This window comes from Streptomyces sp. NPDC033177, assembly GCF_055577715.1.
Genome location: NZ_JBVIPS010000010.1, coordinates 409,751 through 429,649, shown reverse-complemented (window position 1 = coordinate 429,649; position 19,899 = coordinate 409,751). Strand labels below are relative to the sequence as shown.

Annotated in this window: 17 protein-coding genes; 8 read left to right on the top strand and 9 right to left on the bottom strand. The window is 68.0% G+C overall.

Annotated features, from left to right (window positions below):
- The first annotated feature begins 162 nt into the window (after nt 1-162).
- The 7 genes from ACZ5U5_RS32725 (at nt 163) to trxA (ending at nt 9,917) form a co-directional block, all read left to right on the top strand.
- Nucleotides 163-2,520, top strand: a complete 2,358-nt coding sequence (locus ACZ5U5_RS32725) for a DUF6049 family protein (RefSeq protein WP_469028971.1) — start codon at nt 163-165, stop codon at nt 2,518-2,520.
- A 47-nt stretch (nt 2,521-2,567) separates the two neighbouring features.
- A complete protein-coding gene (gene murJ, locus ACZ5U5_RS32720; protein WP_469028901.1) occupies nt 2,568-4,856 on the top strand; it encodes a murein biosynthesis integral membrane protein MurJ in 2,289 nt (762 codons plus the stop codon).
- Between the two features lie 118 nt (nt 4,857-4,974).
- Nucleotides 4,975-6,684, top strand: coding sequence for a protein kinase family protein (locus ACZ5U5_RS32715; protein WP_469028898.1), 1,710 nt, complete (start codon nt 4,975-4,977; stop codon nt 6,682-6,684).
- A 55-nt stretch (nt 6,685-6,739) separates the two neighbouring features.
- The gene (gene sigM, locus ACZ5U5_RS32710; protein ID WP_469028969.1) at nt 6,740-7,450 is read left to right on the top strand and encodes an RNA polymerase sigma factor SigM; all 711 of its coding nucleotides are present in this window, start codon (nt 6,740-6,742) and stop codon (nt 7,448-7,450) included.
- Nucleotides 7,447-8,397, top strand: coding sequence for an anti-sigma factor family protein (locus tag ACZ5U5_RS32705; RefSeq protein ID WP_469028896.1), 951 nt, complete (start codon nt 7,447-7,449; stop codon nt 8,395-8,397). Before sigM ends, ACZ5U5_RS32705 begins: the two co-directional genes overlap by 4 nt.
- A 184-nt stretch (nt 8,398-8,581) precedes the next feature.
- Entirely contained in the window at nt 8,582-9,541 is a 960-nt protein-coding gene (gene trxB, locus ACZ5U5_RS32700) for a thioredoxin-disulfide reductase (protein WP_469028894.1), read from the top strand.
- 43 nt (nt 9,542-9,584) lie between these two features.
- A complete protein-coding gene (trxA, locus tag ACZ5U5_RS32695; RefSeq protein ID WP_363210328.1) occupies nt 9,585-9,917 on the top strand; it encodes a thioredoxin in 333 nt (110 codons plus the stop codon).
- 109 nt (nt 9,918-10,026) lie between these two features.
- Here trxA and ACZ5U5_RS32690 read toward each other — a convergent pair whose 3' ends face one another.
- From ACZ5U5_RS32690 to rpmH, 9 genes are all read right to left on the bottom strand, one after another.
- Nucleotides 10,027-10,644: a GNAT family N-acetyltransferase gene (locus ACZ5U5_RS32690; RefSeq protein WP_363210329.1), complete on the bottom strand. Its 618-nt coding sequence runs from the start codon at nt 10,642-10,644 to the stop codon at nt 10,027-10,029.
- 306 nt (nt 10,645-10,950) lie between these two features.
- Nucleotides 10,951-12,075 carry a ParB/RepB/Spo0J family partition protein gene (locus tag ACZ5U5_RS32685; protein WP_469028890.1) on the bottom strand — a complete coding sequence of 375 codons (1,125 nt, stop codon included), beginning with the start codon at nt 12,073-12,075 and terminating at the stop codon, nt 10,951-10,953.
- A complete protein-coding gene (locus tag ACZ5U5_RS32680) occupies nt 12,072-13,148 on the bottom strand; it encodes a ParA family protein (RefSeq protein WP_469028889.1) in 1,077 nt (358 codons plus the stop codon). The genes ACZ5U5_RS32685 and ACZ5U5_RS32680 overlap by 4 nt, the downstream gene beginning before the upstream one ends.
- A gap of 285 nt (nt 13,149-13,433) precedes the next feature.
- A complete protein-coding gene (gene rsmG / locus ACZ5U5_RS32675) occupies nt 13,434-14,150 on the bottom strand; it encodes a 16S rRNA (guanine(527)-N(7))-methyltransferase RsmG (RefSeq protein ID WP_469028887.1) in 717 nt (238 codons plus the stop codon).
- 99 nt (nt 14,151-14,249) lie between these two features.
- Nucleotides 14,250-14,771 (bottom strand): Jag family protein, encoded by a 522-nt coding sequence (locus ACZ5U5_RS32670; protein ID WP_363210333.1) that lies wholly within the window; start codon nt 14,769-14,771, stop codon nt 14,250-14,252.
- 14 nt (nt 14,772-14,785) lie between these two features.
- Nucleotides 14,786-16,078: a membrane protein insertase YidC gene (yidC, locus tag ACZ5U5_RS32665; protein ID WP_469028884.1), complete on the bottom strand. Its 1,293-nt coding sequence runs from the start codon at nt 16,076-16,078 to the stop codon at nt 14,786-14,788.
- Nucleotides 16,079-16,081: 3 nt separating this feature from the next.
- Nucleotides 16,082-16,441, bottom strand: a complete 360-nt coding sequence (yidD, locus tag ACZ5U5_RS32660; RefSeq protein WP_363210335.1) for a membrane protein insertion efficiency factor YidD — start codon at nt 16,439-16,441, stop codon at nt 16,082-16,084.
- Nucleotides 16,438-16,809, bottom strand: coding sequence for a ribonuclease P protein component (rnpA, locus tag ACZ5U5_RS32655; protein WP_469028881.1), 372 nt, complete (start codon nt 16,807-16,809; stop codon nt 16,438-16,440). Before rnpA ends, yidD begins: the two co-directional genes overlap by 4 nt.
- 19 nt (nt 16,810-16,828) lie before the next feature.
- Nucleotides 16,829-16,966, bottom strand: a complete 138-nt coding sequence (gene rpmH / locus ACZ5U5_RS32650; RefSeq protein WP_006381191.1) for a 50S ribosomal protein L34 — start codon at nt 16,964-16,966, stop codon at nt 16,829-16,831.
- A gap of 367 nt (nt 16,967-17,333) precedes the next feature.
- Between rpmH and dnaA the strand changes: the two genes are divergently transcribed.
- Nucleotides 17,334-19,229 carry a chromosomal replication initiator protein DnaA gene (gene dnaA / locus ACZ5U5_RS32645; RefSeq protein ID WP_469028879.1) on the top strand — a complete coding sequence of 632 codons (1,896 nt, stop codon included), beginning with the start codon at nt 17,334-17,336 and terminating at the stop codon, nt 19,227-19,229.
- Nucleotides 19,230-19,899 lie beyond the last annotated feature (670 nt).

Genomic DNA, 19,899 nt, shown 5'->3' with positions numbered 1-19,899 from the left:
CAGCCGCCCCGTTTTCAGCGGGGCCTCCAGAGCCGCGCGCCCCTCTCCGGCCAGGTCTTCCGATCATGTGGAGCAGTCCGCGGCACTTCGCCACAGCGCACCTCGTTACCATGCGTGGACGCACAACCGACGACCACTGACGACGACGAGGACGGGCAACGCGTGGCCGAGGCGGCAGACAACCCGGGGACCAGTCCCTCACCTGCCCGCCGGTGGCTGCGGCGTACGGCAGCGTTGCTGGCTGGAGCCCCATTGCTGGCCGGCATGCTGCAGCTGTCGGCTGAGCCGACGGCACACGCCGTGACGCCGAGCGCGCCGGCAGACGCCACCGGTTCGAGCACCGTCGACGTCTCGCTCAACAAACTCACACCCACCGCGCCGACGGACGGCGACACGCTCACGATCTCCGGGACCGTCACCAACGACAGCAAGCAGCCGGTGACAGGGGCCCAGGTCGGGCTGCGCCTGGGGCCGGTCCTGAACGGCCGGAGCCAGATCGACTCCGCCGCCAAGCGCACCGGCTACCGGCCGGGAGCCGACGGCACCGAGGTGGGCGGCAAGTACGTCAAGAAGTTCTCCAAGCTCGCCCCCGGAATCCGCCAGGACTTCAGTATCTCCGTCCCGGTCAAGGCCCTGGACCTCGGCGCCGACGGCGTCTACCAGCTGGGCGTCGCACTCACCGGCCGGACCACGGCCCAGCCGTGGTCCCAGGTACTCGGCTTCGAGCGGACCTTCCTGCCGTGGCAGTCGGGCGCCGCCGACACCAAGACCAAGACGACCTACCTGTGGCCGCTCATCTCCACCTCGCACCTCACGGCGGAGACCGGCTCGGACGAGCAGCAGACGCCCGTCTTCACTGACGACGACCTGGCCAAGGAGCTCGCTCCTGGCGGGCGCCTGGAGCAGATGCTTTCCCTGGGCCGTCAGCTCGACGTGACCTGGGTCGTCGACCCCGACCTGCTGGCCTCGGTCGACCACATGACGCGGAACTACCGGGTGCAGACCGCCGACGGCAAGAGCACCACGGCGGGCAAGAACCAGGCGCTCGCCAAGGAGTGGCTCAACAAGCTCGAGCAGACCGTCAAGGACAAGAAGGTCGTCGCGCTGCCCTTCGCCGATCCCGACCTGGCCTCGCTGGCCCACAACGGCAGGACCGTCACCGGCTCCCTCGGCCAGCTCAAGGACGCCACCGACGCGGGGGCGATGGCCGTGGATTCCATCCTCCACGTCAAGCCGCAGTCGGACTTCGCGTGGCCCGTGGACGGCGCCCTCGACCCGTCGATCGTCGACGTCTCCACCTCGGCGGGCGCCCACTCGGTGATCGCCCGGAGTGACAGCCTGCGTGAGGGCAACGCGCTGCCGTACACGCCCAACGCCGCCCGTCCCATCGGCGGCGGCACGACAGCCGTGGTGGCCGACGCACGCCTCTCCACGGCTTTCCAGGGCGACATGACGGGGGCCGAGGACTCCACGCTCGCCGTGCAGCAGTTCCTCGCCCAGAGCCTGATGGTCACGCTGCAGGATCCGGACAAGCAGCGGAACATCGTGGTGGCCCCGCAGCGCATGCCGTCCGCCAGCCAGGCCCAGTCGATGGCCAAGGCCCTGACGGCTCTCTCGGAAGAGCGCTGGTCCGAGCCGCAGGACCTCTCGTCGGCGGCCAAGGCGAAGCCGGACCCGGCGGCCACGACCCAGGTTCCGTCGGCCAGGTCCTATCCGGCGGCGCTGCGCAAGCAGGAGCTGCCGAAGTCGGCCTTCACGTCGATCCAGGGCACCCAGAACAAGCTCAACCGTTTCCAGACGATCCTCAGCGAGCCCGACCGCGTCATCACGCCCTTCGGGCGGGCCATAGACCGCGAGATGTCGACGTCCTGGCGAGGCAGGGCCGCCGAGGCGGCGACCTTCCGCCAAGGCGTGGCGGACTACCTGACCACGCTCGTCGAGCAAGTGGCCCTGATCGACAAGTCCGACGCGAAGCTCTCGGGGCGCAGCGCGACGATCCCCGTGACAGTGCAGAACAACCTGGTCCAGGGCGTCGACCACATGGTTCTGCGCCTGACGTCGGAGAACCCCACCCGCCTGAAGATCGGTGGCAAGGCCTATTGGGAGCAGCCGGTCAAGGTCTCGGGCGGGCACGCCCAGTCGGTGAAGTTCACCACCACGGCCAATGCCAACGGCCCGGTCCCGGTCTACGCCCAGCTCTACACCGAGGACGGGCAGCCGTACGGCGAGAGGGTCCAGTTCGATGTGAACGTCACCGAGATCACCCTCACGGTGATGCTGGTCATCGCGGGCGGCGTGCTGCTCCTCGTCCTCGCCGGATTCCGGATGTACACGCAGCGCAAGCGGGCCGCCCGGAGGCAGGCGGAGGAGGGCCCGGAAGACGGGCCGGAAGATGGGCCCGGTGGTGAGTCCGGCACAGAGCCCGGGGAGGACGACCCCGAGCAGCCGAGTGACCCGACACCGGACACCGCTCCGGAAAGCACCGACCCGTCGGACACGGGTGAGAGAGTGGACCGTTGAGCGATGTCGTGGCCGGTGGGCCCGGGGACGATGAGGTGGGGTAATCCATGAACGCGCCGTACGACGGTGACCGTGGCCAGGGCGCGGGCGGTTCCGGTCCTCCCGAGGACGGGCAGGTGCCACCCCAGCCTGCTCCGGACGTGTACCTCCAGGATGCCTACGACCAGGATCCCTACCGGGCACAGGACCTCGCAGCCCAGGACCCGGTGACCGAGGCGCTGTACGACCGCGCCGCGCACCCCCCGCCGCCCCCTGGCTACTACCAGGACGCTCAGCCGCTCTACGCCCAGCCGCCCTCCCCTCAGCACGCCCCGGACCCTCGCGTATGGGCGCAGACCCCGGCCCCCGAACCCGAAGGCCCGACCCGGCACCTCCCGTACGGCGACGACGCCCGCACCACGCAGTTCGTGGGCGTCGACGATCTGGTCACCCAGGCCGGCGAGGAACGCCACGAGCCGGACGCCTTCGCCCACCTCTTCCGGGACCAGCAGCCCGGCGGCTACCGCGAGCAGCCCGGTGGCTATCAGCAGGACGGTTACCAACAGGACAGCGGTTACCCCCAGGGCAACGGCTACCCGCAGAGCCCTGGCTACCCCCAGGGCGACGGCTATCAGCAGCAGGGCGGCTACCAGCCTGCCGAGCCTCCGATGGTCCCGGCACCGGCAGCTCCCCCGGCCCCCGCACCGGCCCCGAAGTCGGGCGGCGGCGGACGGGCCGCGAGCCTGCTGAAGTCGAGTGCGGTGATGGCTGCGGGCACGATGGTCTCCCGCCTCACCGGGTTCGTGCGCACCATGGTGATCACCGCGGCTCTCGGTGCCGCGACACTCGGTGACGCCTGGACGGTCGCGTACACGCTGCCGACGATGATCTACATCCTGTCCGTCGGCGGCGGCCTCAACTCGGTGTTCGTGCCGCAGCTGGTGCGCGCCATGAAGGACGACAAGGACGGCGGCGAGGCCTACGCCAACCGCCTGCTGACCCTCGTCATGGTCGCCCTCGGCCTCATCGTCGCCCTGGCCGTCTTCGCGGCGCCACTGCTGGTCAAGCTGATGTCGACCCCCATCGCGAACGACGAGGCGGCCAACAACGTCGCGGTCACCTTCGCCCGCTACTGCCTGCCCACCATCTTCTTCATGGGCGTCCACGTGGTGATGGGGCAGGTCCTCAACGCCCGCGGCAAGTTCGGCGCGATGATGTGGACCCCGGTCCTCAACAACATCGTCATGATCTTCACGTTCGGCCTGTTCATCTGGGTCTACGGCACTTCAGGCGACTCCGGCATGAGGGTCGAGTCGATCCCGGCGGACGGTGTCCGTCTCCTCGGCATCGGCACTCTGCTCGGCCTCGCGGTCCAGGCCCTGGCGATGATCCCGTACCTGCGCGAGACGGGCTTCCGGTTCCGGCCGCGCTTCGACTGGAAGGGCCACGGCCTCGGCAAGGCGGTCACGCTCGCCAAGTGGACGGTGCTCTTCGTCCTCGCCAACCAGGCCGGCGTGCTCGTCGTCACCCAGCTGGCCACCGCCGCGGGCAAGGCCTCCGGCAAGGACGGCTCGGGCATCATGGCCTACTCCAACGCCCAGCTGATCTGGGGCATGCCGCAGGCCATCATCACCGTGTCCGTCATGGCGGCCATGCTGCCCCGCATCTCGCGGTCGGCCCATGACAACGACCCCGGCGCGGTCCGTGACGACATCTCGCAGGGGTTGCGTACCTCCGCGGTGGCGATCGTCCCGGTCGCCTTCTCGTTCGTCGCCCTCGGCGTCCCGATGTGCACCCTGCTCTTCGCCTCCAGCGGCAGCCAGGCCGCCCAGTCCATGGGCTTCGTCCTGATGGCGTTCGGCCTGGGGCTGATCCCATACTCGGTTCAGTACGTCGTCCTGCGTGGCTTCTACGCCTACGAGGACACCCGGACGCCCTTCTACAACACGGTCATCGTGGCCGCCGTCAACGCGGCGGCGAGCGTCGCGGCCTACGTCGTCCTGCCCGCGGAGTGGGCCGTGGTCGGCATGGCCGCCTCGTACGGCCTCGCCTACGCGGTCGGCGTCGGTGTCGCCTGGCGCAGGCTGCGCAACCGCCTCGGCGGCGATCTGGACGGCACCCAAGTCCTGCGTACGTACGCCCGGCTCGCCATGGCGTGCATCCCCGCGGCCATTCTCGGCGGCGCCGCCGCTTACGGAATCCTCAAGGCTCTGGGCGACGGTGCGGGCGGTTCCCTGATCGCTTTGGTGGTCGGTGGGGTCATTCTCGGTGGGGTGTTCTTCGTGGCCGCCCGAAAGATGCGGATTGCGGAGCTGAACTCGATGGTCGGGATGGTCCGCGGCCGTCTCGGACGGTGAGATACAGGGGTTCGCACAACCATCACCGGCCACCGCGTGTCGTGCATAGCGCCGGACTGTGGGCACAATTGGCTTTGGCGTCTGACGAAGCGCGATGGATGGGGAGGCAGGAACGACGGTGGCGGAACGGAGCACGGCTGCCGTCGACGTGGCAGACAACAGTGGCGATGAGCCGCTGACCGCGAAGGCGGACGAGGCCACGGCCGACGGGGTGGCCCAGACCCGGGAGCGGGAAACGGCAGAAGAAGGCGCAGCAGAGATGGGTGAGCCCATGGGCGCGGGGGCGGCATCACCCCCCGAGCTGCACAGTGGCCACAAGCTCGCCAGACGCTACCGACTCGAAGAATGCGTCACCCGTCTGGACGGTTTCAGCAGCTGGCGTGCGGTGGACGAGAAGCTCCGCCGGGCTGTTGGCGTGCACCTGCTGCCCGCCGACCATCCGCGGGCACGATCAGTGCTCGCCGCGGCCCGCTCGTCGGCGCTGCTCGGCGATCCCCGCTTCGTCCATGTCCTGGACGCGGTCGAGGAGAACGACCTCGTCTACGTGGTGCATGAGTGGCTGCCCGACGCCACGGAACTGACCGCGCTGCTCGCCGCCGGCCCTCTTGAGGCGCACGACGCGTATCAACTCGTCAGTCAGGTCGCCCAAGCCATGGCGGCCGCCCACCGCGAGGGGCTCGCCCACCTGCGGCTGACCCCGAGCGCGGTGCTGCGGACGTCCTCCGGTCAGTACCGCATTCGCGGCCTCGCCGTGAACGCGGCGCTGCGCGGCATCAGCTCGGACACCCCGCAGCGCACGGACACCGAAGCGGTCGGCGCGCTCCTGTACGCCTCGCTGACCCATCGCTGGCCGTACGAGAACGACGCGTACGGCCTCTCCGGGCTCCCCAAGGGCGTCGGCCTCATCGCCCCCGACCAGGTGCGCGCAGGCGTGCACAGGGGCCTCTCCGAGCTCGCCATGCGCGCGCTCGTGAACGAGGGCGCGACAGCCTCCCGCCAGGAACCGCCGTGCACCACCCCGGAGGAGCTGGTGAAGGCGATCGGTGAGATGCCGCGCATCCGCCCGCCGGAGCCCGCCTTCACCGCACCGCCCGAGTACCAGCGAACGACCTACCAGCAGGGCACCTACGGCCGCACCACGCCCCGCCCCGGTGTCACCCAGGTCGTCCCGACCCCGCCGCCCCCGCTGCAGAGCCGTACCGGCAAAGCCCTCAAGTGGGCTGTGTCCGCGCTGCTCATCGCGGCCCTCGGACTCGGCAGCTGGCAGCTCGCGGACGCGTTGATGGACCGGGGAAACTCCGACGACCCCGGCAACGCCGACACGTCTGACGAGGGCGACAAGAGCGAGCCGAAGACCGCACATCCGATCAAGATCGTGAGCGGCGAGGAGTACGTGCTCAAGGGCGGCCCGCAGGATCTCGCGGGCGTCCCCAACACGTACGACGGCGACGCCTCCACCTACTGGCGGTCCAAGAGCTTCATAGAGGGCCCGCAGCTGGCCCCGTACAAGCCCGGCGTCGGTATCGTCTACGACCTCGGCAAGGAAGAGGACGTGTCGGCCGCGTCACTCGGGCTGCGCTACGGCGGCGACCACACGACGGTCGAGCTGTACGCCGCGAACTCGATGTCCTCCTCGACGCCCCCGAGCTCCATGAAGAAGATCGGGTCCGTCACGACCACCGGCCAGAGCGCGAAGATCAAGGCGAAGAAGCCGGTCGCCACGCGGTACGTACTGGTCTGGCTCACCGACGTACCGCAGTCACCGCGTGACGAGTACAGCAGCGCCGGGTACAAGCAGGCCATCACGGACGTGAAGTTCACGGGCTGAGGCCGAGGCTCACCGGGGAGGGGGTTCGACGGTGGACGACACCACGCACGGCGAGATGAGCGACAAGGACCTCCTGGCCCGCCACGTGGCAGGGGACAAGGACGCCTTCGGCGAGCTCGTCCGGCGCCATCGCGACCGCCTGTGGGCCGTGGCCCTGCGCACGCTGGGGGACCGCGAGGAAGCCGCTGACGCCGTCCAGGACGCTCTGGTCTCCGCCTACCGCGCCGCCCACACCTTCCGCGGTCAGTCGGCCGTCACGACGTGGCTGCACCGGATCACCGTGAACGCCTGCCTCGACCGGGCCCGCAAGGCGGCATCCCGTAAGACCTCCCCCATCGACGACACCGAACGGCTCGAGCAGCTCCTCGAACCGCACGAGTCGGCGGAAGCCCCCGTCGAGCGCGGCGATCTCCACCGCGAGGTCATCGAAGCCCTGGGCACCCTGCCGCACGACCAGCGCGCCGCCCTCGTCCTCGTGGACATGCAGGGCTACCCGGTGGCCGAGGCTGCCAGCGTGCTCGAGGTACCCACCGGCACCGTGAAGAGCCGCTGCGCTCGCGGCAGAGCCAGACTGCTGCCGCTGCTCACCCACCTGCGTACGGAACCGCGTAAGCAGAGCGGAGACGGCGGCGACGACGAAGAAGGCAAGAAGTCTGGCCCGGGAAGGAACCGGACGCAGGGGACATCCGTCCCACCTGCAGCGGGTCCACGGGACGCGGGACCAAGCGATTCAGCTGCTGTGAAGGGCGGAGGTGGGCGAGCGTGACAACCACGACCGATTCGGCCGGGCACCCAGAAGTCGCCGAGATCTCCGACCTCACGGATGGTCTGCTGCCTCCGTCCCGCACCGCCGATGTCCGGCAGCACCTGGACGACTGCGAGCTCTGCGCCGACGTCTATGACTCCCTGGAGGAGATCCGGGGGATTCTCGGCACCCTGCCGGGGCCGCCACGGATGCCTGCCGATGTCGCGGGACGGATCGACGCCGCACTGGCAGCGGAAGCGCTCCTCGACTCCATCGCACCCGGATCCGCCGAGGCTACCGATCCGGATCCAGCATCGAAGCCGACGGCCACCGCACGTGTTTCACGTGAAACATCGCCCGCCGCCTCCGTGCAGCGCGGCGAGCCCGCCGACCGTCCCGCGGGGCACTCCCGCGCTGCCACCGGGCCTGGGCGACGCAGTCGCTTGCGGAGCGGCCGTCGACGCAACGTAGTGCTGGGTGCCGTCTTTACGGCAGCCGCCATCGGCCTGGGTTCCTTGTTGCTGCAGAACGTGGGCGGCGACTCGGGCGGTGGGGGCGAGACGCCGCCAGAACACACCAACTCCGCGCACGCCTTCTCCGAGGAGAAGCTCAAGGGCCAAGTGACGGACCTGCTCGCCAAGGCGCCCACCACTGCCCCCGAGTCCGGCAGCGACAAGCCGTCCTTCGACGTGCGGTCCAGCCCGGAGTCCCCGAAGGAACAGAAAAAGATGCGCGAGTCCACGGTCACCGTCCCGACGTGCATCCAGCTCGGCATCGGCGACAGGACACCGCTCGCCGCCGAAGAGGGCACCTATCAGGGGAAGGACGCCTACCTCGTCGTGGCGTCCCATGACTCCGACAATACGAAGGTCTCCGCGTACGTGGTCGACGCGACGTGCGTGGACAAGGCGTCGTCGGCCTCCGCTGCGGGCAAGGTACTGCTGACCAACTCCTACGCGCGGCCCTGAGCTTCTCGACGCTGCGGCGGGAGACTCGGCTCAGCGTGGCATCCTGGCGTCCCCTGACATGCTTCCGTGCGCTCGGACACGTCGGGGAATGCATGCCCCGTAGGATCCGTTGGGTGGGATGAGAGACCTGAGACAGGCACCCACCAGCAGTACGCAGCAGTCTCCAGAGACGAGGAATCAAGCCGTGACCGACGTCCGTAACGTGATCATCATCGGCTCCGGGCCCGCCGGCTACACGGCGGCGCTCTACACCGCGCGAGCGTCGCTGAAGCCCCTGGTGTTCGAGGGCGCCGTCACCGCAGGCGGTGCGCTGATGAACACCACCGAGGTGGAGAACTTCCCCGGCTTCCAGGACGGCGTCATGGGCCCCGAGCTCATGGACAACATGCGGGCCCAGGCCGAGCGCTTCGGCGCCGAGCTGGTGCCGGACGATGTGATCTCCGTCGACCTCACCGGCGAGATCAAGACCGTGACGGACACGGCGGGCACCGTGCACCGCGCGAAGACCGTCATCGTCACGACGGGCTCCCAGCACCGCAAGCTCGGTCTGCCGAACGAGGACGCGCTCTCCGGCCGCGGCGTCTCCTGGTGCGCGACCTGCGACGGCTTCTTCTTCAAGGACCAGGACATCGCCGTGATCGGCGGCGGGGACACCGCGATGGAGGAGGCCACCTTCCTCTCGCGCTTCGCCAAGTCCGTGACGATCGTGCACCGTCGCGACAGCCTGCGTGCGTCCAAGGCGATGCAGGAGCGCGCGATGGCAGACCCGAAGATCAGCTTCGTCTGGGACAGCGAGGTCGCCGAGATCAAGGGCGAGCAGAAGCTCTCCGGTCTGACGCTGCGCAACCTGAAGACGGGCGAGACTTCCGAGCTGCCCGTGACCGGCCTTTTCATTGCGATCGGCCACGACCCGCGCACGGAGCTCTTCAAGGGCCAGCTCACCCTGGACGACGAGGGCTACCTGAACGTGGACGCCCCCTCGACCCGGACGAACGTGCCCGGCGTCTTCGGCGCCGGTGACGTCGTCGACCACACGTACCGCCAGGCGATCACGGCGGCCGGCACCGGCTGCTCCGCCGCCCTGGACGCCGAGCGGTTCCTCGCTGCCCTCGTGGACAGCGAGACGGCCGCCGCCACCGTCTGACATCCCATCCTCCCCACCGCATCACCGAGTTAAGGAGCCCGCCGTGGCCGGCACTCTGAAGAACGTGACCGACGCCTCCTTCGAGGAAGACGTCCTGAAGAACGACAAGCCCGTCCTGGTGGACTTCTGGGCCGCTTGGTGCGGACCGTGCCGCCAGATCGCGCCGTCCCTTGAGGCGATCGCGGCCGAGCACGGCGACAAGATCGAGATCGTCAAGCTCAACATCGACGAGAACCCGGGCATCGCGGCCAGGTACGGCGTCATGTCCATCCCGACCCTGAACGTGTACCAGGGTGGCGAGGTGGCCAAGACGATCGTCGGCGCCAAGCCGAAGGCGGCCCTGGAGCGCGACCTCGCGGACTTCATCGCCGAGTAACGAGCGACGCCCACAACAGGCGACGCGTTGTTTCACGTGAAACACGAATGGGCCAGCCCACCAGGGCTGGCCCATTCGCATGAGAAGAGTGAGCCGACGCCGCCCAGGATCAGAGCGGCCGGAGCACTGGCTCCTTCTGTACCGCCCCCAGCAACCGGTCGAGCGCCATCTCGACGTCTTCCTTCCAGGAGAGCGTCGTACGCAGCTCAAGCCTCAGCCGTGGATATGAGGGGTGCGGACGGACCGTCTTGAAGCCCACCGCCAGCAGGTGATCGGCGGGCAGCACACAGGCGGGCTTTTCCCACCGGGCGTCCCCGAACGCCTCGATCGCCTTGAACCCCCGGCGCAGCAGATCCTTCGCGACGGTCTGGACGATGACCCGGCCGATCCCCTGGCCTTGATAACCCGGCATGATCCAAGCGGTCATCAGCTGGACAGCATCGGGGGACACCGGGCTCGTCGGGAAGGCGGTGGCACGAGGCACATACGCCGGCGGGGCGTACAGCACGAAGCCCACCGGAAGATCATCGACGTAGACGACTCGACCACAGGATCCCCACTCGAGCAGGACCGCGGAAATCCAGGCCTCTTTCTCGAGCTCCGGCGTACCGGCCTTTACCGCGGCCTGGCCGCTGACCGGGTCCAGCTCCCAGAAGACACACGTCCGGCAACGCTGGGGAAGGTCCGGAAGGTTGTCCAGCGTGAGCGGTACGAGCCGACGCCCCATGAAGGCTGTTCCTCACTTCCTTCGCCCGCCGCATCACGGGCGGCAGTCAGAGCGCTCCGTTCCTTCAGCAGGCTGCCGACGAATCCGCCGACGGCTCCCAGCCCAAGGCCCGCAGTCATCAATCCGGTCCGGCTCACCGATCGCATGGCCCTCCCCTCCCCAATGAGGTGTCGCCAGCTGGATGTGCCATACCCAATCGCATCGTATCCACGATGCGATTGCACCGATACCGTAGGAAAGCAAAGAGCGGGCCGTGTTCCGGTACACACCGGACACGGCCCGCTCCATACGGGCTGGCTGATGGGCTCAGGACTTTTCGCCCTCGGACGTGTCGTCCTCAGCGGCGTCCTCGGCGGAGTCCTCGGCGAGCCCGTTCTTCAGGACCGGCCCCTCACCCGGAGCGAGCGTCGAGAGGATGCGCTCCAGGTCCTCAAGCGAGGCGAAGTCGACGACGATCTTGCCCTTCTTCTGCCCCAGGTCCACCCTTACCCGGGTTTCAAACCGGTCAGAGAGACGAGTGGCAAGGCTGGTCAGCGACGGCGACACCCGAGCACCCGCACGCGGCCCCTTGGCCCGCGGAGTGCTCTGCGGCCGTGAACCCATGAGGGTCACGATCTCCTCGACGGCCCGCACCGAGAGCCCCTCGGCCACGATCCGGTGCGCGAGACGGTCCTGTTCCTCCGAGTCCTCGACGGACAGCAGAGCGCGAGCATGGCCCGCGGAGAGCACCCCGGCGGCGACCCTGCGCTGAACCGCCGGCGACAGCTTCAGCAGCCGCAGCGTGTTCGAGACCTGCGGGCGGGAACGGCCGATCCGGTCCGCGAGCTGGTCGTGCGTGCAGTTGAAGTCCCTGAGCAACTGGTCATAGGCGGCAGCCTCTTCCAGCGGGTTCAGCTGTGCACGATGCAGGTTCTCCAGGAGCGCGTCCAGGAGAAGCTTCTCGTCGTCCGTGGCGCGGACGATCGAGGGGATGCGCTCGAGTCCTGCCTCACGGCAAGCCCGCCAACGCCGCTCACCCATGATGAGCTCGTAGCGCGAGGGCCCTACCTGCCGTACGACGACAGGCTGGAGAAGTCCGACCTCCTTGATGGAGGTCACCAGCTCGGCGAGGGCGTCCTCGTCGAAGACCTCACGGGGCTGCCTCGGGTTGGGCGTGATGAAGTCGAGAGGCAGCTCGGCGAAGTGCGCACCGACCGGGCTCTCCTCGACCTCCACCGCTTCCTTCGGCGGCTGCTCCGTTCCATGTGAAACAGGGCTCTGCGGGAGCGCCGTCACCTTCGCGGCCGCCACACCCCGCTCGGCTGTGAGTACGGGTACGCCGCTAGGCGAAGCCGAGGCTCCGTTCATGGCCTGGGCGGTCGACTTCTCCGTCGGGGCCGCAGGGATCAGAGCGCCGAGGCCACGGCCCAGCCCTCTCCGTCGCTCGCTCACTGCATCCCCTCCGTCGTGCTGTGCTGATCATTCTGGGCGCCCAGTTGGGCGTGCTGTACGTCGTATCGAATGCCGACGCCACGGAGCGCGATCTCCCGCGCCGCCTCGAAGTACGAGAGGGCGCCGCTCGATCCCGGATCGTAGGTGAGCACGGTTTGGCCGTAGCTCGGCGCCTCGGAGATACGGACCGAGCGGGGAATGCTTGTCCGCAGGACCTCTTCGCCGAAGTGAGTGCGCACCTCGTCTGCCACCTGTGAAGCGAGCCGGGTGCGGCCGTCGTACATGGTGAGCAGGATCGTCGAGACGTGCAGATGAGGGTTGAGGTGCCCTCGGACCAGGTCGACGTTGCGCAGGAGCTGACCGAGGCCCTCCAGTGCGTAGTACTCGCACTGGATGGGGATCAGCACCTCCGCGCCGGCAACCAGGGCGTTGACCGTAAGGAGGCCGAGCGAGGGCGGGCAGTCGATGAGGACGTAGTCCAGCGGCTGCTCGTACGCCTGGATCGCCCGCTGCAGTCGGCTCTCCCGTGCCACCAGCGACACCAACTCGATCTCCGCACCGGCGAGATCGATGGTGGCCGGGGCACAGAAGAGTCCTTCTACATCGGGGACCGGCTGCACGACTTCGGAGAGCGGCTTGCTGTCGATCAGCACGTCGTAGATGGACGGCACTTCCGCGTGGTGGTCGATACCCAGCGCCGTGGAAGCGTTGCCCTGTGGGTCGAGGTCGATGACCAGGACACGCGCGCCGTGCAGAGCGAGTGAAGCAGCGAGGTTGACGGTTGTCGTCGTCTTGCCCACTCCACCCTTCTGGTTGGCCACCACCATGACTCGGGTCTGCTCGGGTCGTGGCAGGCCTTCGCCTGCTCGACCCAGGGCTTCCACCGCCAGTTGGGCAGCACGACCGATGGGGGTGTCGTCCATCGGGGGCGGTGTTTCACGTGAAACATCCTCCCCCGCCGACTCGGTACGGGGACCGGGGACCGGATCGGTCATCGGTCCCGCGATGTTGGCGTCGGACCGCAAGGATTCACTCTCCTCGACTTCAGGCTCGCAATGAACAGAGCCTCCCATGCTTTGAGGGTCGTGAACCAGCGAGGCCCGGTCTTCTGTGGACGAATCCACCTCTGTGGACAACTCCGTTCCCTTATCGAGGGAACCGAGTGGCCGACGCTCGCGAGGTTCCGCAGCGCGGCCGCGACTGATGATGCCATGCAGCAGTGAGCGACGTTTCACGTGAAACACGATGCACGGCAGCCGGGGTGCCGCATGCGCGACACCCCGGTATGCGTACGTTTGGCAGCTTGTGTGGAGTACGGCTCGTCGTCAGGACGGATCAACGACGAGGGCGGGACTGGCTCAGCGACGACGCCTGGTACGACCAGTCCGGGCAGCCTTCGCGCGCTTGGCCGCGAAGCGCACACCACCGGGGCTCTCCCCGACCTCGACCCGCACGACGGTGGACAGCGGGTCCACCACACCCTCTCCGACATGCAGCACCGAGGTGGTCACCGCGCCTAGCTTGCTCAGGGCTGCCCCAGCGCCCTTGACCTCTTCCTCGGCCGTGTCGCCCTTGAGCAGAAGCATCTCCCCGTAGGGACGCAGGAGCGGCACGCCCCAGGCCGCGAGGCGGTCCAGTGGCGCCACGGCCCGCGCGGTCACCACGTGGACGGGAGGCAGCTTGCCAAGGACCTCCTCGGCGCGCCCCCGCACGACGGTCACATGGTCGAGCCCGAGCAGCTCCACCACTTCGGTGAGGAAGGTGGTCCGCCGCAGCAGAGGTTCAAGCAGCGTGATCTTCAGATCCGGGCGGACGAGAGCCAGCGGAATACCCGGCAGGCCCGCTCCCGAGCCGACGTCGCACACCATCACGTTCTCGGGGACGACCTCGGAGAGGACCGCACAGTTCAGCAGATGCCGCTCCCACAGCCGAGGCACTTCGCGGGGGCCGATCAGACCACGCTGCACTCCCGCGTCGGCCAGCAACTCCGCGTACCGGACCGCGTCCGAGAAGCGCTCACCGAATACCGCCCGGGCCTGCTCGGGCGCCGAGGGGAGCTCCGCTGCCTCCGTCACGGGGACCGTCCTTCCGTACCGCACTGGGGTGGCTGACTATCAGGCTGACAAAGACCGGCCCCGCCTGCGAACAGACGGGGCCGGGGAAACGACGTGCGATCAGGCGGGAAGCACGACGACGAAGCGCTGCGGCTCCTCGCCCTCGGACTCGCTGCGCAGACCGGCGGCCTTGACCGCATCATGCACGACCTTGCGCTCGAAGGGCGTCATCGGCTTGAGGTTGACCGGCTCACCCGAGCTCTTCACCTCGGCCGCGGCCTTGGCGCCCAGCTCCGAGAGCTCCTCGCGCTTCTTGGCGCGGTAGCCCGCGATGTCCAGCATGAGGCGGCTGCGGTCACCGGTCTCGCGGTGCACGGCGAGACGCGTCAGCTCCTGGAGCGCCTCCAGGACCTCACCGTCACGGCCGACGAGCTTCTGCAGATCGCGGCTGTGCGAGTCGCTGATGATCGAGACAGCGGCGCGGTCGGCCTCGACGTCCATGTCGATGTCGCCGTCGAGATCGGCGATGTCCAGCAGACCCTCGAGGTAGTCCGCCGCGATCTCACCCTCCTGCTCAAGGCGGGTGAGGGTGTCGCCGGCCTCGACCTCGGCCTCGGCGGGGGCGGTGGTGCCTTCCGTCACGGGATGGACTCCTTCTACTTCTTGGACGGGTGCTTGGGCCGCTGCTGGCCCTTGCGCTGCCCCGACTTGGCTTGGCGTGCGTTGCCTGACCCGGACTTGCCACCCGCGGGCTTGCCCTTGGGAGCGGCATCCTCAGGCTCGTCCGGAGTCTTCTCCAGCGACGTCTTCGCTTCCGAAGGCGTCTCCGTGTCGCTCTCCGCCTTGCCGGCTGTGGCGGCGGACTGGCGCTGCGACTTGCTCTGGCGCTTGGGCTGCTGCCGCTTCGGGGTAGCGCCGCCGACGGAGGTCCCGTCCTCGGTCTCCGTGGCGACAGCGGAGTCGCTCGGCTCGACGGAGCCATCGGTCTGGGCCACGAGGCCGGCCTTGCTCAGGCCGTTGATGAACTTGCGCTCGAACTCGTTGCGGTCACGTCCCTTGGCGACGATCGCCTTGATGACGTTCACGTTGCCGCGGCCCCGCACCTTCTTGTTGTGCGTGATCTGCTTCTGCAGGCGCTCGAGGTACGCGGCCTGAGCCTTCGAGCCCGGGGTCGGGTTACGGCGGATCACGAACATCTGCTGGCCCATGGTCCACACGTTGGTGGTCAGCCAGTAGACGAGAACACCGACCGGGAAGTTGATGCCGAACACGGCGAACATGATCGGGAAGACGTACATCAGCATCTTCTGCTGCTGCATGAACGGCGTCTTGACCGTCGTGTCCACGTTCTTCGTCATCAGCTGGCGCTGCGTGAAGAACTGCGACGCCGACATCAGGATGATCATGATCGCGGTGACGACGCGGACGTCGGTCAGCGAAGCGTGGAGCGCCTCGACCTTCTCCTGGCTGTCCATGAACTTCGCGGCCAGCGGGGCGCCGAAGATGTGCGCCTTCTGCGCGCTCTCGAGCAGCGGCTTGTCGATGACGCCGATGGTGTCGTTCGACGCGATGCCGGAGAGCACGTGGTAGAGGGCGAAGAAGAACGGCGACTGCGCCAGGATGGGAAGGCACGAGGAGAGCGGGTTCGTACCCGACTCCTTGTACAGCTTCATCATCTCTTCGGACTGACGCTGCTTGTCGCTCTTGTAGCGTTCCTGGATCTTCTTCATCTCGGGCTGCAGCGTCTGCATCGCCCGGGTCGCCTTGATCTGCTTCACGAAGAGCGGGATCAGGCAGATACGGATCAAGATCACCAGGGACACGATGGACAAGCCCCAGGCCCAGCCCGTGTCAGGACCGAAGATGGCCCCGTACAGCGAGTGGAACTGGACGATGACCCAGGAAACGGGTGTCGTGATGAAGCTGAACAGACTGGCAATCGTGTCCACTAATCAGGCTCCTTGAGCATGGGACGGGGTCTCGGCGGCCGGGCTCGGGGTATCCGGGGACATCTCCTCGGAGGGCACGCCAGCGGCGGAGGGCCCGCCCTTGCGCTCGCGCCACATGGCGCGCAGCATCTCGTGCCACCGCGGACGCTTGCGCGGCGGGACATGGTCGACACCACCGAGCGACCACGGATTGCACCGCAGGATGCGCCAGGCCGTCAGCGCCGTCCCCTTGATCGCACCGTGCCGGTCGATGGCCAGGTAGCCGTAGCGAGAGCACGACGGGTAGTACTTGCACACCGGACCAAGCAGCGGACTGATCGTCCACTGATACAGCTTGATCAGAGCCAGCAGTGGGTACTTCATCGAGCGCCCCCTCCCAGCAGCCGCTGAAGAGCGGTGTCCAGGTCTTGGGCCAGCTGTGCATGGGTGGCGTCACCCGCTCCGGGCAACGCTCGTACGACTACCAGGCTACCGGGGGGCAGCTGGCTCACCCGGTCGCGCATCAGATGGCGAAGCCTGCGCTTCACCTTGTTGCGTACGACAGCTCCGCCAACGGCTTTGCTCACGACGAAACCCGCACGCGTCGGGGGAAGGCTCTCCCCAGGCGCGTGCGGGTCCGTTGCACCGCTACGAAGATGGACGACGAGAAGCGGGCGTCCGGCCCGTCGTCCTCGGCGTACCGCGGTCGCGAAGTCTTCGCGCCGCCTCAGCCGATGCTCGGTAGGCAGCACGACGTCATGACCTAAACGATTAGGCGGAAAGGCTGGCGCGACCCTTGCCACGACGGTTCGCGAGGATCGCGCGGCCGGCGCGGGTGCGCATTCGCAGGCGGAAGCCGTGGGTCTTGGCGCGGCGGCGGTTGTTCGGCTGGAAGGTGCGCTTGCTCACTCGGGGGCTCCAGAAATGATTGTGTGGTGGCGGGACATCGCCTGGCTGTCACCGTGCGCCCACGAGAAGCTCGCGAATACGCACCGAGTGCACCGCTTCACAATCACAGATCGTGATCTTTGCCCATCGGAGGCAGGCGGCAGCAGCCATCGACAACTCGACCTGGTCACGGTACGCGGGGCTACGCCATCCGGTCAAACCGACCGTCAGGGAGAGACACTGTGCACAGCCTGTGGACAACAACTTGAACCGCAGCCGTTGCCCTGACTACCGTGGCCAAACTCCGATTCATTCCCTTCTCCCTGCCCATCCCGATTTCCGTCCCAAGAACCACACCTTCGTGGGACCCCGTGAGAGAGCGTGCCTTGTGGCTGATGTACCTGCCGATCTTGCCGCAGTGTGGCCACGAGTTCTGGAGCAGCTGCTGGGTGAGGGGCGGGGACACGGAGTAGACGCGAAGGACGAGCGCTGGATCAAGCGCTGCCAGCCGCTGGCACTGGTCGCCGACACCGCCCTGCTGGCCGTCCCGAACGAGTTCGCCAAGGGCGTGCTCGAGGGCCGCCTCGCCCCCATCGTCAGCGAGTCGCTGAGCCGCGAGTGCGGCCGCCCGATCCGTATCGCCATCACGGTGGACGACTCGGTCGGCGATCCCATGGACCGGCCCGGCCCCACGCCGCCGCCGTACCAGCAGCAGCCCGGCCAGCAACAGCAGCAGCGCTACGAGGAGCCGGAGCAGCACCCGGGCCCCAATCAGGGACACGAGCCGTACGACAGTTACGGCCGCCGCGCCTCGGACGACCATGCCCCGGGCCACGGGGCCGACCAGCTGCCGACCGCCCGCCCCGCGTACCCCGACTATCAGCGCCCCGCGCCCGGCGCCTGGCCGCAGCAGCAGCCGCCCCAGCAGGACGACTACGGCTGGCAGCAGCAGCGCCTCGGCTTCCCCGAGCGGGACCCGTACGCGAGCCCCCAGCAGCAGCCCCAGCACGACTACCGGTCGCAGCCGCCACAGGGGCGCTCCCCGTATGAACAGCACCGCCAGGACCGGCAGGACCAGCAGGACCGCCACGACCGTCACGACAGACGTGAGCGTCACGACCAGCCGCAGGGATCGGGCGGCCACGACCCCAGGGGCGGCGGCCACGGCAACGGCGGCCACGGTGTCCACGGCAGCGGGACCCCCGGCCCGCTGGCCGCACAGCCGGCCCCGGCATCGGCGCCCGGCGAACCCACCGCGCGCCTCAACCCGAAGTACCTCTTCGACACCTTCGTGATCGGCGCCTCGAACCGCTTCGCGCACGCCGCAGCCGTCGCCGTGGCGGAGGCGCCCGCCAAGGCGTACAACCCCCTCTTCATCTACGGGGAGTCCGGGCTCGGCAAAACGCACCTGCTGCACGCCATCGGTCACTACGCCCGCAGCCTCTACCCCGGCACGCGCGTGCGCTACGTGAGCTCCGAGGAGTTCACGAACGAGTTCATCAACTCCATCCGCGACGGCAAGGGCGACACCTTCCGCAAGCGGTACCGCGAGATGGACATCCTGCTCGTCGACGACATCCAGTTCCTCGCGAGCAAGGAGTCGACGCAGGAGGAGTTCTTCCACACCTTCAATACGCTCCACAACGCGAACAAGCAGATCGTGCTCTCCAGCGACCGGCCGCCCAAGCAGCTGGTGACGCTGGAGGACCGGCTGCGCAACCGCTTCGAGTGGGGACTGATCACCGACGTCCAGCCGCCGGAGCTCGAGACGCGTATCGCCATCCTTCGTAAGAAGGCGGTGCAGGAGCAGCTCAACGCCCCGCCGGAGGTCCTGGAGTTCATCGCGTCCCGCATCTCACGCAACATCCGTGAGCTCGAGGGCGCGCTGATCCGGGTCACGGCCTTCGCCTCGCTCAATCGGCAGCCGGTGGACCTGGGTCTGACGGAGATCGTCCTGAAGGACCTGATCCCGGGCGGCGAGGACGCCTCTCCGGAGATCACGGCGCCGGCCATCATGGCCGCGACCGCGGACTACTTCGGTCTGACGGTGGACGACCTCTGCGGATCCTCGCGCAGCCGCGTCCTGGTGACGGCCCGCCAGATCGCGATGTACCTCTGCCGTGAGCTGACGGATCTCTCCTTGCCCAAGATCGGCGCGCAGTTCGGCGGCCGTGACCACACGACGGTCATGCACGCCGACCGCAAGATCCGCGCCTTGATGGCCGAGCGACGCTCGATCTACAACCAGGTCACCGAGCTCACCAACCGCATCAAGAACGGCTGACAGACGCCGACAGACACCTCTTAAGGGCGCCCCGGAACAACTTCCGGGGCGCCCTTTGCCGTTGTGCACGCGCGCGTGGAGCCCGTCGGGCCCTCCCCGCTGTTCGATTTCCCCAGCTGAGAGGCCTGTTCTCCACAGATGTGCGCACTTTTTTCCCTCCACACCCTGGGGACCCAGAAGTTGTCCAGATGCTGTCCACAGGGGACCCTGCTGAAGGATCATCAAGCCAGGTCAAGTGGTTGTGGATTGGTGGACGACGGTCCTCCACAGGCTGTGGAGGAAAAACTCGTCCACAGGGTGTGCATGAACTTGTCCACCGGCAACCCACAGGCTCGGGCCGGTTGTCCCCAGCTTTCCCCAGCTTCTCCACATGGCTGTCCACTGTTCGGCAACGCAACGCGCCCCGTCACCGTGCCGAGTGAAAGGCGTCACACCAAGGTGGTCGGTTGGCCTGTGGGGAAGGTGGGTAAAACTGGGGACGACGCTGGGGAGAAGTACCCCTTGCCTGTGCATCGGGTGTGCAGAACTTTCGCCCGTCCACAGAAACCACCGGTTGTCCACCGCCTCCGCCCACAGGCGCAGTGGATAAAAAACCGGCACTGACCTGCGAATACGCGGTTATCCACGGTTTCCACAGGCCCTACTACTACTGCCCCCTAGAGTCACCGGG

Excerpts from the sequence above, each read along its gene's own strand:
- sigM (WP_469028969.1), top strand. The coding sequence starts at position 6,740 with ATGAGCGACAAGGACCTCCTGGCCCGCCACGTGGCAGGGGACAAGGAC.
- ACZ5U5_RS32680 (WP_469028889.1), bottom strand. The coding sequence starts at position 13,148 with ATGGGAGGCTCTGTTCATTGCGAGCCTGAAGTCGAGGAGAGTGAATCC.
- murJ (WP_469028901.1), top strand. The coding sequence starts at position 2,568 with ATGAACGCGCCGTACGACGGTGACCGTGGCCAGGGCGCGGGCGGTTCC.
- yidD (WP_363210335.1), bottom strand. The coding sequence starts at position 16,441 with ATGAAGTACCCACTGCTGGCTCTGATCAAGCTGTATCAGTGGACGATC.
- ACZ5U5_RS32690 (WP_363210329.1), bottom strand. The coding sequence starts at position 10,644 with ATGGGGCGTCGGCTCGTACCGCTCACGCTGGACAACCTTCCGGACCTT.